The organism is Streptomyces sp. TRM49041 (genome assembly GCF_008271805.1).
In the GTDB taxonomy this organism is placed as follows: domain Bacteria; phylum Actinomycetota; class Actinomycetes; order Streptomycetales; family Streptomycetaceae; genus Streptomyces.
In genome coordinates, this window is sequence record NZ_VSRY01000013.1 from 1 (window position 1) to 13,105 (window position 13,105).

Annotated in this window: 17 protein-coding genes and 1 pseudogene; 8 read left to right on the forward strand and 10 right to left on the reverse strand. The window is 73.5% G+C overall.

The features are described from left to right. Positions 1-143, reverse strand: a 143-nt coding sequence (locus FVS66_RS35605; RefSeq protein ID WP_262386720.1) for a LamB/YcsF family protein, incomplete at its 3' end; no start/stop codon positions are given. Between FVS66_RS35605 and FVS66_RS00080 the strand changes: the two genes are divergently transcribed. Both FVS66_RS00080 and FVS66_RS00085 read left to right on the forward strand, forming a co-directional pair. Continuing rightward, positions 98-823 (forward strand): ATP-binding cassette domain-containing protein, encoded by a 726-nt coding sequence (locus FVS66_RS00080; RefSeq protein WP_149178868.1) that lies wholly within the window; start codon positions 98-100, stop codon positions 821-823. The two genes, FVS66_RS35605 and FVS66_RS00080, sit on opposite strands and share 46 nt — an antisense overlap. Beyond that, positions 820-1,494 (forward strand): ATP-binding cassette domain-containing protein, encoded by a 675-nt coding sequence (locus FVS66_RS00085; protein WP_149178869.1) that lies wholly within the window; start codon positions 820-822, stop codon positions 1,492-1,494. Before FVS66_RS00080 ends, FVS66_RS00085 begins: the two co-directional genes overlap by 4 nt. On the opposite strand, the gene FVS66_RS00090 is transcribed toward FVS66_RS00085, so the two are convergent. Then, positions 1,445-2,104 carry a transglycosylase family protein gene (locus FVS66_RS00090; protein ID WP_149178870.1) on the reverse strand — a complete coding sequence of 220 codons (660 nt, stop codon included), beginning with the start codon at positions 2,102-2,104 and terminating at the stop codon, positions 1,445-1,447. The two genes, FVS66_RS00085 and FVS66_RS00090, sit on opposite strands and share 50 nt — an antisense overlap. A 241-nt stretch (positions 2,105-2,345) precedes the next feature. Here FVS66_RS00090 and FVS66_RS00095 point away from each other — a divergent pair, with 241 nt between their 5' ends. After that, the gene (locus FVS66_RS00095; RefSeq protein WP_149178871.1) at positions 2,346-3,140 is read left to right on the forward strand and encodes a hypothetical protein; all 795 of its coding nucleotides are present in this window, start codon (positions 2,346-2,348) and stop codon (positions 3,138-3,140) included. A 134-nt stretch (positions 3,141-3,274) separates the two neighbouring features. Next, entirely contained in the window at positions 3,275-3,601 is a 327-nt protein-coding gene (locus tag FVS66_RS00100) for a hypothetical protein (protein WP_149178872.1), read from the forward strand. 63 nt (positions 3,602-3,664) lie between these two features. Here FVS66_RS00100 and der read toward each other — a convergent pair whose 3' ends face one another. The 5 genes from der to aroH form a co-directional block, all read right to left on the reverse strand. Next, positions 3,665-5,113 (reverse strand): ribosome biogenesis GTPase Der, encoded by a 1,449-nt coding sequence (gene der, locus FVS66_RS00105; RefSeq protein WP_149178873.1) that lies wholly within the window; start codon positions 5,111-5,113, stop codon positions 3,665-3,667. 76 nt (positions 5,114-5,189) lie between these two features. Further along, positions 5,190-5,933, reverse strand: coding sequence for a lysophospholipid acyltransferase family protein (locus tag FVS66_RS00110; protein ID WP_149178874.1), 744 nt, complete (start codon positions 5,931-5,933; stop codon positions 5,190-5,192). After that, complete coding sequence (cmk, locus tag FVS66_RS00115) at positions 5,888-6,574, reverse strand: (d)CMP kinase (RefSeq protein ID WP_149178898.1); 687 nt, start codon at positions 6,572-6,574, stop codon at positions 5,888-5,890. The genes FVS66_RS00110 and cmk overlap by 46 nt, the downstream gene beginning before the upstream one ends. 131 nt (positions 6,575-6,705) lie before the next feature. Next, positions 6,706-7,791: a prephenate dehydrogenase gene (locus tag FVS66_RS00120; protein ID WP_149178875.1), complete on the reverse strand. Its 1,086-nt coding sequence runs from the start codon at positions 7,789-7,791 to the stop codon at positions 6,706-6,708. Beyond that, complete coding sequence (aroH, locus tag FVS66_RS00125) at positions 7,788-8,150, reverse strand: chorismate mutase (protein ID WP_149178876.1); 363 nt, start codon at positions 8,148-8,150, stop codon at positions 7,788-7,790. Before aroH ends, FVS66_RS00120 begins: the two co-directional genes overlap by 4 nt. Positions 8,151-8,335: 185 nt before the next feature. On the opposite strand from aroH, the gene FVS66_RS34715 reads away from it, so the two are divergent. Genes FVS66_RS34715 through FVS66_RS00150 form a run of 4 tightly spaced genes read left to right on the forward strand, consistent with a single transcriptional unit; the run spans position 8,336 to position 10,127 of the window. Further along, the gene (locus FVS66_RS34715) at positions 8,336-8,512 is read left to right on the forward strand and encodes a hypothetical protein (RefSeq protein WP_316248154.1); all 177 of its coding nucleotides are present in this window, start codon (positions 8,336-8,338) and stop codon (positions 8,510-8,512) included. 14 nt (positions 8,513-8,526) lie between these two features. Further along, entirely contained in the window at positions 8,527-8,862 is a 336-nt protein-coding gene (locus tag FVS66_RS00140) for a DUF952 domain-containing protein (protein ID WP_149178877.1), read from the forward strand. Between the two features lie 51 nt (positions 8,863-8,913). Then, positions 8,914-9,333 (forward strand): Rieske (2Fe-2S) protein, encoded by a 420-nt coding sequence (locus FVS66_RS00145; protein WP_149178878.1) that lies wholly within the window; start codon positions 8,914-8,916, stop codon positions 9,331-9,333. 23 nt (positions 9,334-9,356) lie between these two features. After that, entirely contained in the window at positions 9,357-10,127 is a 771-nt protein-coding gene (locus tag FVS66_RS00150; protein ID WP_149178879.1) for a DNA polymerase beta superfamily protein, read from the forward strand. A 223-nt stretch (positions 10,128-10,350) separates the two neighbouring features. Here the strand turns inward: FVS66_RS00150 and FVS66_RS00155 are convergent. The 3 genes and pseudogenes from FVS66_RS00155 to FVS66_RS00165 form a co-directional block, all read right to left on the reverse strand. After that, positions 10,351-11,085 (reverse strand): annotated as a pseudogene (locus tag FVS66_RS00155) (DNA polymerase beta superfamily protein); the annotation flags it as partial. Next, the gene (locus FVS66_RS00160) at positions 11,078-12,100 is read right to left on the reverse strand and encodes an ADP-ribosylglycohydrolase family protein (RefSeq protein WP_149178880.1); all 1,023 of its coding nucleotides are present in this window, start codon (positions 12,098-12,100) and stop codon (positions 11,078-11,080) included. The gene FVS66_RS00160 and the pseudogene FVS66_RS00155, both read right to left, overlap by 8 nt. After that, positions 12,097-12,843, reverse strand: coding sequence for an NUDIX domain-containing protein (locus tag FVS66_RS00165; RefSeq protein WP_149178881.1), 747 nt, complete (start codon positions 12,841-12,843; stop codon positions 12,097-12,099). The genes FVS66_RS00160 and FVS66_RS00165 overlap by 4 nt, the downstream gene beginning before the upstream one ends. Between the last annotated feature and the right edge of the window lie 262 nt (positions 12,844-13,105).

Genomic DNA, 13,105 nt, shown 5'->3' on the forward strand with positions numbered 1-13,105 from the left:
TGCGGCGAGGTGATCACCGCGCCTCGGGTGGCTCTGGGGACGAGTGTTCCTTCCGCCGTGTAGGCGCGATCGACGAAAGCGCGCCCGCACCGAGGACATGCCGCCGACGGCCAGGACCAGTGCCAGGGGTGCCGGGGCCGCACGCGGTCCCGGGGGCGGTGGCCCCGGACCGCTCCCCCGGCTCCGGGGCCACGGGCTCACCGTCAGGTACGCCGGGTTCACCGCGCTGGACCGTGTCGACTTCGCGCTGCCGCCCGGCCGGGTCACCGCTCTCGTCGGACCCAACGGGGCCGGGAAGAGCACCTTGTTCCACTGCCTGGCCGGGACCGTGCGGCCGGTCGCGGGGCGGGTCACGCTCGACGGGGCCGACATCACACGGCGGCCCGCCCACGCGCGGACCCGGCTCGGGATCGCGCGTACGTTCCAGGAGCTGGCCGTCTTCCCGTCCCTGACGGTGGAGGAGAACGTACGCCTCGGCGCCGAGCAGGGCCGCGTGCGCGACGCCCCCGGCACCACCGCCGAGCAGGTGCTGCGGCTGGTCGGCCTGGCCGGGCCCGTACGCGCCCGTCCGGCCGCCGGGCTGTCGACGGGCGCCCTGCGCCGGGTCGAGCTGGGGCGTGCGCTCGCGGGGCGGCCGCACAGCCTGCTGCTCGACGAGCCCGCCGCCGGCCTGGACGCGGCCGAGACCGACGCGCTCGCCCGCGTCCTGCGGGCCCTGGCGGCCGACGGCATGGCCGTCCTCGTCGTCGAGCACGACCCGGACCTGGTCGCGGACATCGCGCACACCGTGCATGTGATGGAGGCCGGGAGGATCGTGACGTGACCGTCGAGATGGAGCTGCGCGCCGTCCGCGTCCGCTACGGCCCGTTGGAGGCACTGCACGGCGTGGACCTGCCCGTGCCCGCCGCGACGGCGACCGTACTGCTCGGCCGCAACGGCTCCGGCCGTACGACCGTGCTGCGCACCCTCGCGGGCGCGGTGCGGCCCGCCTCCGGGCGGGTGCTGTGGCGCGGCGCCGACGTGACCCGCCTCCCCGCGCACCAGCGCGCCCGCCGCGGCCTGTGCTTCGTACCGGACCTGCGGGCGGTGTACGCGACCCTCACCGTCGCCGAGAACCTGCGACTGGCGGCCGACGGAAAGGACTTCGCGTACGCCCTGGACGCCTACCCCGAGCTGCGTCCGCTCCTCGACCGCCGGGCGGGCACCCTCTCCGGCGGTGAGCAGCGCATGCTCGCGCTGTCCCGGGCCTTCGCCGGGACCTCGCGTGTCGTCCTCGTCGACGAGCCCGCGCTGGGCATGGCACCCGCCGTGGCGGCCCGTACGTACGCCCTGCTGGGCGGCCTGTGCGCGCACGGCACCGCGCTCGTCACGGCCGAGCAGCGACTGCCGGGCGGTCTGCCGCCCGGCACGCTCGTCCACGAACTGCGGCGCGGCGCCGTGGTGTTCAGCGGTGAGGCCGCCGAAGCGGCTGTGCTGCGGCGCCCTCCGGGATGAGCAGCATCATGCCGGGCGTGATCAGGTCGGGGTCCTCCCCCACGACGTTCAGGTTCGCCGCGTACAGCGCCTTCCAGCCGCCCTCGATCCGGAACCGCGGTGCGACGGCGCTCAGCGTGTCGCCGGGCAGGATCGTATGGAACCGGCCGGACAGCCCGTACCTCCGTGAGCACTCGGGCCACGCTCGCCATCCCTGCCACCGCAGCACCTCCTGCGCGACGGTGATCTGCTCCTCGCGGCCGACGAGATCGGCGCGCGGCGCGTAGGCGAGGCCGCCGAACGCCTCCCAGGTCGACTGCCGGAACTGCAGCCCGCCGCGGTAGCCGTTGCCCGTGTCGATGTCCCACCGCCCGCTGCTCTCGCACAGCGCGACACACCCCCACGGCCAGTCCCCGGGACAGTCCCCGGGCGTGCCGTCGCCGACGGAGTGGTGGCCCCGGGTATGGCCCGGCTCGGGCCCCGGCGCCGGAGGCCCGGCGGGCGCGGGCGGCGGCGGGTCGGCGGACCGGGCGGTACCCCCGCGGACCGGTGCGGCCGGTCCGGCATCCGGCGCGGCCGGTCCGGCGACGGGGCCGAGGGCGAGGGCGATGACCAAGGCGAGGGGCAGCATCGGACACACGTTAGGCGCCGCCTCCTCACCACCCGCCGCACCCCACCGGCGTGCCGCGCCCCGTCCCGGAAAGCCCACCCGGTCGGCAGACCCACGAACACCGCGTCGAACCGGCCCGAACGGCTGGATTCGGTACTCGCACGCGCGTGACCCCGGCCACAGCTCACCCGTTGAACTCGTCATGAGACGTGCCGGGATTCCGCCCGGCACCACACGCACCAACAAATCCGAGGAGCAACCCGTGCCGCGCATGCTCGACGTCAGCGAGGACGTACGCGCCGAGATCGGTGACGAAGAAGCCGACCGGCTGCTCGCCGGCGAGAACGCCCCGGGCAGCTACGACTGCACCTCCTGCCGCACCCCGGGCGACACCGAGCAGGAACGCACCAGCACCGTGCTGTTCGTCGGCGAGGAGACCGCGGTCCTCGCCTTCGCCCACTCCACCTGCATCCCCTCCCAGGTCGTGAGGGTCTCCGAGGAGCAGCTGCAGGGCGCGGTCCGGTCCATCACGGCCGAGGAGCCGCACGGCCCCACCCCCGCCCAGCTGCCCAACGGCACCGAACAGGCCGTACTGGGCGTGACGAGCGGTCTGATCCTCATCGACGGCGACCTGCACCCGGCGCTCGTCGTCGAGCCGACCGAGCCGATCGCCCGCCCCGGCTCCGTCGGCGCCGGTGACGAGTTCCTGCCGCTCCTCATCGAGCAGGGCTTCCTTCCGGTGTCCGACCTGAACCGGAAGCCGTCCGGTCTCTCGGGCTGGTCCGTGCTCCTCGCCATGGGCCAGCTGCACGCGATCCTGCAGCCCGGTACGGGCGGCGGCAGCCCGGTCGCCTGGTGGCAGGCGCACCAGCCGCTCCAGGTCACCGACGGCTGGCGGGCCGCGGCGAACAAGTCGCACACGGTACTGGTGTTCGCCGCCCCGGTCGGCTCCATCGGCCAGCAGCCCCGCGAGGACCTGCTCCACGACGCGCTGGAGAAGGCGGCCGCCAACGGCCGTCTGGTCGCCGCCGCCATGCCGCTGGCCGGCACCTCCTGATGGACACGTTGCGGCCCGCCATACGGCCCGCGTTTTCCCCGTACGGCCCGCATCCGACGGGCGGCGGGGTCGTTGGCACCTACGTGCAGCACTCATACGAGCCCTCCCGTCAGTCGTATCAGCACATCCCCGCCATGCGCCCGGCGCAGGACGAGCCGTCCGGCTACTCGGCCACGCCGATCTACGACGCGCTGTACTCCGAGTACCGCCGGTCCTTCCGGGCGCTGCCGGGTGACCGCAGCGGCGAGGAGGACCTCGGTTTCAAGAGCTTCGGCGTGCTGGCGGCGGCCGACACCGTCGGCACCCACGGCACGGAGGTCCACAACGGCGGCACGGGGAGCGGGACGCACGGTCACGGCCAGGGGCTCCAGACCCAGCACGGCGCCGGTTACGCGGCCGCCCGCCCGTATCCGGGGCCGGTGCCGGCGGCGCTGCCACCGGCACCACGCAGAGGGCTGTGAACGGCGGCGGGGCCAGGGCGACGATCACGTCACCCCGGCCCCGCCGCCGTATGTGCCCGTCGGCTACTTCTTCCTGCCTCGCTTCTCGCGCACCCGCACCGAGATGTGGATGGGGGTGCCCTCGAACCCGAACTCCTCGCGCAGCCGCCGCTCCACGAACCGGCGGTAACCGTGCTCCAGGAAGCCCGACGCGAACAGCACGAACCGGGGCGGCTTCGTACCCGCCTGCGTGCCGAACAGGATGCGGGGCTGCTTGCCGCCGCGGATCGGGTGCGGGTGGGCGGCGACCAGCTCGCCGAGGAACGCGTTGAGACGGCCGGTGGGGACGCGGGTCTCCCAGCCGGCCAGGGCCGTCTCGATCGCCGGGACGAGCCTGTCCATGTGGCGGCCGGTCCGGGCGGAGACATTGACACGCGGGGCCCAGGCGACCTGCTGCATCTCCGTCTCGATCTCGCGCTCCAGGTAGTAGCGGCGCTCCTCGTCGAGCTCGTCCCACTTGTTGTACGCGATGACGAGCGCGCGGCCCGACTCGACCGCCATCGTGATGATGCGCTGGTCCTGCACCGAGATGGAGTCGGTGGTGTCGATCAGGACGACCGCGACCTCGGCCTTCTCGACCGCGGCTGCGGTACGCAGCGAGGCGTAGTAGTCCGCGCCCTCCTGGAGGTGGACCTTCTTGCGGATGCCGGCGGTGTCGACGAACTTCCAGGTCCTGCCGCCCAGTTCGATGAGCTCGTCGACCGGGTCGCGGGTGGTGCCCGCGAGTTCGTTGACGACGACCCGCTCCTCGCCCGCGACCTTGTTGAGGAGGGACGACTTGCCGACGTTCGGGCGGCCGATCAGCGCGATACGGCGCGGGCCGCCGACGGCGGTGCCGAAGGTCTGGGCAGGCGCGTCGGGCAGGGCCTTCAGGACCTCGTCGAGGAGGTCGCCGGTGCCGCGGCCGTGCAGCGCGGAGACCGGGAACGGCTCGCCGAGGCCGAGGGACCACAGCGCGGCGGCGTCGGCCTCGCCGGACGGGCCGTCGACCTTGTTCGCGGCGAGTACGACGGGCTTGCCGGCCCGGCGCAGCAGCTTCACGACCGCCTCGTCGGTGTCGGTCGCGCCGACGGTCGCGTCGACGACGAAGACGACGGCGTCGGCGGCCTCGATGGCGAACTCGGCCTGGGCCGCGACGGAGGCGTCGATACCGAGGACGTCCTGCTCCCAGCCGCCGGTGTCGACGACCTTGAAGCGCCGGCCGGCCCACTCCGCCTCGTACGTGACGCGGTCGCGGGTGACGCCCGGCTTGTCCTCGACGACGGCCTCGCGGCGGCCGATGATGCGGTTCACCAGGGTCGACTTGCCGACGTTCGGGCGGCCGACGACGGCGAGGACGGGCAGCGGGCCGTGCCCGGCCGCCTCGATCGCGCCTTCGACCTCCTCGATGTCGAAGCCCTCTTCGGATGCGAGCTCCATGAACTCCGCGTACTCGGCGTCGCCAAGTGCCCCGTGGTCGTGCTGGTCGTTCATGAAGTCCGTTCCTCGTGTTTCGTGGTGGTCGGTGAGCCGCGGGGGCCTGTGGCCGGGGCCGGTGCCCCGGAGCTCACTACTCGAGTGTGGCCGAGCGCCCGGTGAGGCGCCTGGCGTTTTCCAGGTGGGCGGTGAGCCGCTCCTGGATGCGTACGGTGGCGTCGTCGAGCGCCCTGCGGGTGCGGCGGCCGCTCCCGCCCTCCCGTCTACCGCCACCGCCCTTGTCCGAGCTTCGCACCCCTTCCTGCGCCTGGAAGGCGTCGCCGAAGACGACGTCGACGCGGCTGCGCAGCGGGGGCAGCCCCTTTATCAACCGTCCGCTCCGCTCGTTGCTTCCCAGGACGGCGACGGGGACGATCGGCGCGCCCGACCGCACGGCGAAGTAGGCGAGGCCGGCGCGGAGCGAGGCGAAGTCGCCCTCGCCGCGGGAGCCCTCGGGAAAGATCCCGAGGACGCCGCCGTCGGCGAGGAGGCCGAGAGCCCCGGTGATGGCGGCGCGGTCGGCGGACGAGCGGTCCACCTTCACCTGGCCGATGCCCTCCAGGAAGGGGCCGAGCGGGCCGACGAACGCCTCCTTCTTGATGAGGAAGTGCACGGGGCGGGGTGCGGTGCCCATGAGCATGGGGCCGTCGAGGTTGTGGGCGTGGTTGACGGCGAGAATGACCGGGCCGGCCGCGGGTACGCGCCAGGCGCCCAGCACACGGGGCTTCCACAGCCCGTACATCAGGCCGATGCCGATGCCCCGCCCGACGGCGGCGCCTTTCGCCGAAGGGCTCACTTGACGGCCGCCCGCTTCTCCTCCACGAGGGTGACGACGCACTCGATGACCTGCTGGAGCGTCAGCTCGGTGGTGTCCACCTCGACGGCGTCGTCGGCCTTGGCCAGGGGGGAGGTCTTGCGGCTGGAGTCGGCCGCGTCCCGCTTGATCAGGGCTTCCCTGGTGGCGGAGACGTCCGCGCCCTTGATCTCACCGGCGCGGCGGGCGGCGCGAGCCTCCGGGGACGCGGTGAGAAAGATCTTCAGGTCGGCGTCCGGGAGGACGGTCGTGCCGATGTCGCGGCCCTCGACGACGATGCCGTGCGGGGCGGCGGCCGCGATGGACCGCTGGAGCCCGGTGATCCGGGCGCGGATCTCGGGCACCGCGCTGACGGCGCTGACCTTGGAGGTGACCTCCTGGGTGCGGATCGGGCCGGAGGCGTCCACGCCGTCGACGCTGATCGTCGGGTGGGACGGGTCGGTGCCGGAGACGATCGCGGCCTTGCCGGCGGCGTCCGCGACGGCTGCGGCGTCGGTCACGTCGATCCCGTTGGTGATCATCCACCAGGTGATCGCCCGGTACTGGGCGCCGGTGTCCAGGTAACTCAGGCCGAGCTCGGCGGCGACCGCCTTGGAGGTGCTCGACTTGCCCGTACCGGAGGGGCCGTCGATGGCGACGATCACGGATTCCACGGTGTCGGACACCTTCCTGCGCACATGGGAGAGGGCCGGCCGGTTGCCGAGGGCCCAGCACAAGGTTACCGACTGTCCACGCCGCTCCTCGCACCCATTCGAGCTACCCCGGCACCGGCCGCTTCCGCGGACGGCCCGCGCCGCTACTGCCGCAGTGCCCAGCCCCGCTCCCGCAGGGCCGCCGACAGCGGCGGAGCCGCCGACGGGGCGACCATGAGCTGCACCACGCCCGCCTGCTGGCCGGTGGCGTGCTCGATACGGACGTCCTCGATGTTGACACCCGCCTGGCCCGCGTCCGCGAAGATCCGGGCCAGCTCGCCGGGCTGGTCGCTGATGAGGACGGCGACCGTCTCGTACGCCGTGGGGGCGGTGCCGTGCTTGCCGGGGACGCGGGCGCGGCCGGTGTTGCCGCGGCGCAGGACGTCCTCGACGCCGGTCACGCCCTCCCGGCGCTTGTCGTCGTCGGCGGACTGCAGGGCGCGCAGCGAGCGGACCGTCTCGTCCAGGTCGGCCGCGAGGGCCGCGAGGACGTCGGCCACCGGGCCGGGGTTCGCGGACAGGATGTCGACCCACATGCGCGGGTCGGACGCCGCGATACGCGTGACGTCGCGGATGCCCTGCCCGCAGAGCCGTACGGCCGTCTCCTCGGCCTGCTCCAGCCGCGCGGCGACCATCGAGGAGACCAGCTGCGGGGTGTGCGACACGAGGGCGACAGCCCGGTCGTGGGCGTCGGCGTCCATGACGACCGGGACGGCCCGGCAGAGCGCGACCAGCTCCAGGGCGAGGTTCAGCACCTCGGTGTCGGTGTCCCGGGTGGGCGTGAGGACCCAGGGGCGGCCCTCGAAGAGGTCGCCGCTGCCGGCCAGCGGGCCCGACCGCTCCTTGCCGGACATGGGGTGCGAGCCGATGTACGAGGAGAGGTCGACGCCCAGGGCCTCCAGCTCCCGCTTGGGGCCGCCCTTGACGCTGGCCACGTCCAGGTAGCCCCTGGCCGTCCCGGCGCGCATGGCCTCGGCGAGCGTGCCGGCCACATGGGCGGGCGGCACGGCGACCACCGCGAGGTCGACGGGGCCCTCGGGCGGGGCGTCCGTGCCCGCGCCGCGCGCGGCGGCGGTGCGGGCCCTGGCGGGGTCGTGGTCGGCGAGGTGGACGGTGACGCCCCGGTCGGTGAGGGCGAGGGCGACCGACGTACCGATCAGCCCGGTTCCGATGACGACGGCGGTTCTCACTGGGCGATGTCCTTGCGGAGGGCGGCTGCGGCGCCGAGGTAGACATGGGTGACCGCGGGCCTGGGCAGGTCCGTCTCGACATGGGCGAGGACGCGGACGACCCGTGGCATCGCGCCGTCGACGTCCAGCTCCTGCGCGCAGATCAGCGGTACGTCGACGATGCCGATCCGGCGTGCGGCGACGGCGGGGAAGTCGCTGCGGAGGTCGGGGGTCGCGGTGAACCAGACGCTGATCAGCTCGTCGGCGGTGAGCTGGTTGCGCTCGAGCACCGCGGTGAGCAGGGCGCCGACCTGCTCGTACATGTGCTCGGCGTCGTCCCGCTCCAGTTGGACGGCCCCCCGGACCGCTCGTACCGCCACGTCTGCTCCTCCGCCTGTGCGACCTGCTGTGCGGTTCAGCCTAGTCAAGGTCGTGCGGGGGCGTGCGGCCGTTTCACCCCGGCGAACCTCGCCGCCCGGCAGAAGCGGGACGCCGCGGCGCGGCCCAGACCCACGGTCAGGGTCTGGGTCGCTGCGTCTGCCGTACTACATGCGCGGACCGCTTCATGGTCGGGGGAAAGAGCGCCGGCGGCGGACTCGCCGCGGCGCTCGCCCCGCTCACCCGCGACCGGGGCGGGCCCGGCCCGGGCCTCCACGGCTTCGACACCTTCGCACCACGGGCGGCTCTCGCCCGGGACGCCCGCGACGCCCGCTTCCGTCGGCTTCGGCGCGTCCTCGGCTGAGCGAGACTGTCCGCATGCTGTTCCATGTCGTGCCCCTGAGCGAGTGGGCCACCGACCCGGGGCTTCCGTACCGCCCCGCCTCCCTCGCCGAGGAGGGCTTCGTGCACTGCTCGCCCGACGGGGCGTCGGCGCTCGCCGTCGCCGACGCGCACTACCGGCGCGTGCCCGGGCCGCTGCTTGCGCTGGTGATCGACGAGGCACGGCTGGGCGTCGAGGTCCGCCGGGAGGATTCCGGGGACGGGGTGTTCCCGCACGTCCACGGCCCGGTCGAGCGCACGGCCGTCGTGGCCGTGCTCGAGGTGCGCCGGGGCGCGGACGGGAAGGCCCTGGAGCTGGTCCCGTGGGCGTAGTGTCCGGCGGGTTTACTTCCGTGCCGGGGTGATGGGGACCAGGATGGGAGCATGTGTCCCGTCCCTCCCGGGCTGTCGCAGCCCGCGCCCCGCCGCCGTACCGTCCTCGCCGGAACCCTGACCGCGGCCGCCGCGGCCGCCCTGACGTCGGGGTGCGGCAACGGCGCCGAATCGCCGCCCGAAGGGGAGGAGCTCGCCGCGACCTCCGACATCCCGGCCGGCGGGGGGACGATCTTCCGCGACGAGAAGGTCGTCGTGACGCAGCCGGTGGCGGGCGAGTTCAAGGCGTTCTCCGCGGTCTGCACCCACCAGGGGTGCACGGTCGGGTCGGTGGCCAACGGGCTGATCAACTGCCCGTGCCACGGCAGCCGGTTCCGGATCACCGACGCGTCGGTGGCGGCCGGACCGGCCACGCGGCCGCTGCCCGCGCGCGAGATCACGGTCAGCGGGGACACCATCAGGCTGTCGTGACCGCCCGGCGTAGGGTCGTGCCCATGCCCTGGGACGACATCACGCCGGAAGCACTGGTACGCGACCACACGGTCTACTCCTGCGTCATGGGCTCCCGGGCCTTCGGCCTGGCGACCGAGGACAGCGACACCGACCGCCGCGGGGTCTTCCTGGCCCCGACGCCGCTCCAGTGGCGCTTCGCCAAGCCGCCCACCCATGTCGAGGGCCCGCGGGACGAGCAGTTCAGCTGGGAACTGGAGCGCTTCTGCGAACTCGCCCTGCGGGGCAACCCCAACATCCTGGAGTGCCTGCACTCGCCGCTCGTCGAGCACCTCGACGACACCGGCCGCGAACTCCTCGCCCTGCGCGGGGCGTTCCTGTCCCGGCACGTGTACGAGACCTTCACCCGGTACGCCCTGTCACAGCGCCGCAAGCTCGAAGCGGACGTCCGGCAGCAGGGGGCACCCCGCTGGAAGCACGCCATGCACCTGCTCCGGCTTCTCGGGAGCTGCCGTGACCTCCTGCGCACCGGCGAGCTGGCCGTCGACGTGGGCGCCGCCGCCCGTGACCGCCTGCTGGCGGTGAAGCGCGGCGAGGTCCCGTGGCCGCAGGCCGAGTCCTGGATGACGCGGCTGGCCTCCGAGGCGGAGGCGGCCCTCCCGGAGTCCCCGCTCCCCGCCGAACCGGACCGCGCCCGGGTCGAGGACTTCCTGTTCCGGGTCCGCCTCCGTTCAGCCCTCGCCCACGCTCCCGAGCCGGGCCCGCACGACGAGGTCGTGCAGCGCGTCGTACGCCCCCGCCGGGGAGTCGGCTAGGGAGTGTCCGGCGGATCATGCCGACATCCGAGCCGGGTGCCCTTGTCCTGCTGATGAGCGGGGTCTGGTGCGTGCAGGTGCAAGGCGGAGGAGGGCGTCGATGCGGGGGGGTCCCCCCCTGCTCGAGCGGAGTCGAGAGCTTGGGGGAATCGACAACCGACGACAACGCCGCAGATGCGCGTGCCAGACCCCGCGGCCCAGGCATGATCCGCCGGACACGACCCAGGGCGGACGCCTTCTGGGCGGCGTCGAGCACACCGTGCAGTGCCTCGACGTCCTCCCGCGCCCGCTCGTAGCCGACACCGGTCATGGGGCCGTGCTCGGCCTCGGCCTTGGCCGCGATCAGCTCCCCCAGGTACGCCGGGGCCTCCCCCACCGTGTCGAGCAGCGTCGGAAGGTGCGCCTCGATCTCGCCCGCCCGCATCAGGTGGATGCCGGTGAGCAGGGCCCTGAAGGTGTAGAGCAGCGGCTTCAGCTCATGGTTCTTCTCGAAGAGCCGCCACTGGGTGCCGGCGAAGCCCCGGTAGTGATGGGCGTGATGGGTGGTGAGCACCTCCGGTGCGCGCGCGACGAGTTCGGCGTGCAGGTCGGTGGTGTGGACCACCAACGGCGACAGCAGCTGTTCTAGTACGTAGCCGTTGCGCCGCAGCATCAGCCGGACGAACTTCCGCAGGTCGTGCGTGACGAGGTCCATCTCGACAGCGTCCCGGTCCCTCCCCCGGGCTCCCGGCTCCTCCGGAGCAGGGAGGTACCCCCATCGGGAACGGGTCTCCGCCGCCTCCCGCAGCCCGATCAGTGCGTCCACCGGCAGCAGGTGCACACCGCGCAGGTCCACGTCCGAGTCGCGGGACGGGAAGCCGTAGAGGTGGGCGCCGGAGACTGTGGCGAAGAGCACGGGGTCGGGCTGCTCGGCGACGACGGCGGAGAGGTCCAGGTGTTCGATCACATGATCAAGCATCCCAGAGCGCGCCCAGCGTGAGCAGGTCGCTGCGGTACTCGATGCGTTCGGCCCACTCCTCGGGCCAGGCGGTCGCGCCCAGGTGGGCACCGGCGAAGGCGCCGGTCAGGCAGGCGATCGAGTCCGAGTCGCCGCTGGTGCAGGCGGCACGGCGGAGGGCGGTGACGGGCTCCTCGGGGAAGAGCAGGAAGCACAGCAGCCCCGTAGCGAGGGCCTCCTCCGCGATCCAGCCCTCGCCGGTGACCAGGCACGGATCGGTCTCCGGGTTGGCGGTGCGCACGGCCTTGTCGAGTCTCTCCAGCACGGCCAGACACTCGTCCCAGCCGCGCTCGGCGAAGTGCCGGGGCGACCGGTCCCGGGAGCGGGTCCACAGGTCGCCGAGCCACTTCTCGTGATAGCGGGAGCGGTTCTCGTACGCGTACGAGCGGAGCAGCCCGACGAGGCCGAGCGGCTCGGCGCCCTGGGACAGCAGGTACACGGCCCGGGCGGTCAGGTCGGAGGCCGCGAGCGCGGTGGGGTGCCCGTGCGTGAGCGCGGCCTGCAACTGGGCCGCGCCCGCGCGCTGCTCCTCGCTCAGCCCGGGCACGAGTCCGACGGGCGCGACGCGCATGTTGGCGCCGCAGCCCTTGGAGCCGATCCGGCTCGCCTCCTGCCAGGGGCGGTCACTGTCCAGCGCTCGGCAGGCCACCAGGCAGGTGTTGCCCGGGGCGCGGTTGTTCTCGGGCGAGTGGTACCACTCGACGAACTCCTCCCGTACCGGCCGGGCCAGCCGCAGTGGGGCCAGCACGCCGCGGTCCATGGCGGTCCGTATGCCGCGCGCCAGGGCGAGCGTCATCTGGGTGTCGTCGGTGACGATCGCCGGCCTGGGCAGCTCCATCTCCCGCCAGGGCCCGCATTTGGCGAGGATGGACGGCACGTCGTCGAACTCGGTCGGGAAGCCCAGCGCGTCGCCCAGCGCGAGCCCGGTCAGCGCCCCCGTGGCGGCCCTTTTGGTGGTGGTCCTGGCAGCGATCATGTCGTCGTCTCCCGTCGTTCCGGTCGCAGCAGCGGTGGATGCGGGGCGGTCGCGTCACCCGCCCGGTAGAGAGCGGCCGGTTTCCCCCGTCCGCCGGTGAGGCGCGGTGGTCCCTCCACGGGCCGTACGAAGCCGGGGGTGGCGAGGACCTTGCGCCGGAAGTTGGGGCGGTCGAGTTCGACGCCCCACACCGTCTCGTACACCTGCCGCAGCTCGCCGAGGGTGAACTCGGGCGGGCAGAACGCGGTGGCCAGGCAGGTGTACTCGAGCTTGGCGCCGACGCGTTCGTGGGCGTCGGCGAGGATCGTGTCGTGGTCGAAGGCCAGCGGACCCCGGGTGCCGTACGGGAGCCACTGGGCGTGGGCCGCGTCGCCGCCGCCGCGCGGCTCCGGCAGACCGGGGCCGAGGGCGGCGTACGCGACGGAGACGACCCGCATGCGCGGGTCGCGGTCCGGGTCGCTGTAGGTGCGCAGCTGCTCCAGGTGGAGATGGGCGGCGGTGGCGTCGGACAGGCCGGTCTCCTCGGCGAGTTCGCGGCGGGCGGCGTCGTCGGCGGACTCGCGGGGCAGCACGAAGCCGCCGGGGAGTGCCCAGCAGTCCTTGTACGGCTCCTCGCCGCGCCGGACGAGCAGGACGTGCAGCCGCTCCTCGCGGATCGTGAAGACGGCGAGGTCGACGGTGACGGCGAACGGTTCGAAGGCGTGCGGGTCGTATCCGTCGGGGACCTGCGCGGCGGCGTTCATCGCTGGCTCCGGAGCCTGGGGTGGCGGGTCGTCGGTGTGTGCGGGTGCGCGTACGGGCCCCATGGACCTGGTCCACCCCCGTCGGTCCAGGTCCATGGGGCGCCGTACACCGGGACCCTTAAGAGTCACTTTGACTATAAAGCGCGCGGGCGTGCCCCACAAGCGCGAAAGCCCGCGACCCTGTGCGGGCCGCGGGCTTTCGCGCGGATCGACGCCGGAATGTTCCGGAATATTCCGGGGTGTTCCGGGGGTGTTCCGGGGG

What these genes read in the sequence shown, in the direction of transcription:
- FVS66_RS00140 (WP_149178877.1), top strand. Translation starts at nt 8,527, where the DNA reads ATGCTGTTCCATGTCGTGCCCCTGAGCGAGTGGGCCACCGACCCGGGG.
- der (WP_149178873.1), bottom strand. Translation starts at nt 5,113, where the DNA reads ATGAACGACCAGCACGACCACGGGGCACTTGGCGACGCCGAGTACGCG.
- FVS66_RS00145 (WP_149178878.1), top strand. Translation starts at nt 8,914, where the DNA reads ATGTGTCCCGTCCCTCCCGGGCTGTCGCAGCCCGCGCCCCGCCGCCGT.
- FVS66_RS00160 (WP_149178880.1), bottom strand. Translation starts at nt 12,100, where the DNA reads ATGATCGCTGCCAGGACCACCACCAAAAGGGCCGCCACGGGGGCGCTG.
- FVS66_RS00165 (WP_149178881.1), bottom strand. Translation starts at nt 12,843, where the DNA reads ATGAACGCCGCCGCGCAGGTCCCCGACGGATACGACCCGCACGCCTTC.
- FVS66_RS34715 (WP_316248154.1), top strand. Translation starts at nt 8,336, where the DNA reads ATGGTCGGGGGAAAGAGCGCCGGCGGCGGACTCGCCGCGGCGCTCGCC.
- FVS66_RS00080 (WP_149178868.1), top strand. Translation starts at nt 98, where the DNA reads ATGCCGCCGACGGCCAGGACCAGTGCCAGGGGTGCCGGGGCCGCACGC.
- FVS66_RS00090 (WP_149178870.1), bottom strand. Translation starts at nt 2,104, where the DNA reads ATGCTGCCCCTCGCCTTGGTCATCGCCCTCGCCCTCGGCCCCGTCGCC.
- FVS66_RS00100 (WP_149178872.1), top strand. Translation starts at nt 3,275, where the DNA reads ATGCGCCCGGCGCAGGACGAGCCGTCCGGCTACTCGGCCACGCCGATC.
- FVS66_RS00150 (WP_149178879.1), top strand. Translation starts at nt 9,357, where the DNA reads ATGCCCTGGGACGACATCACGCCGGAAGCACTGGTACGCGACCACACG.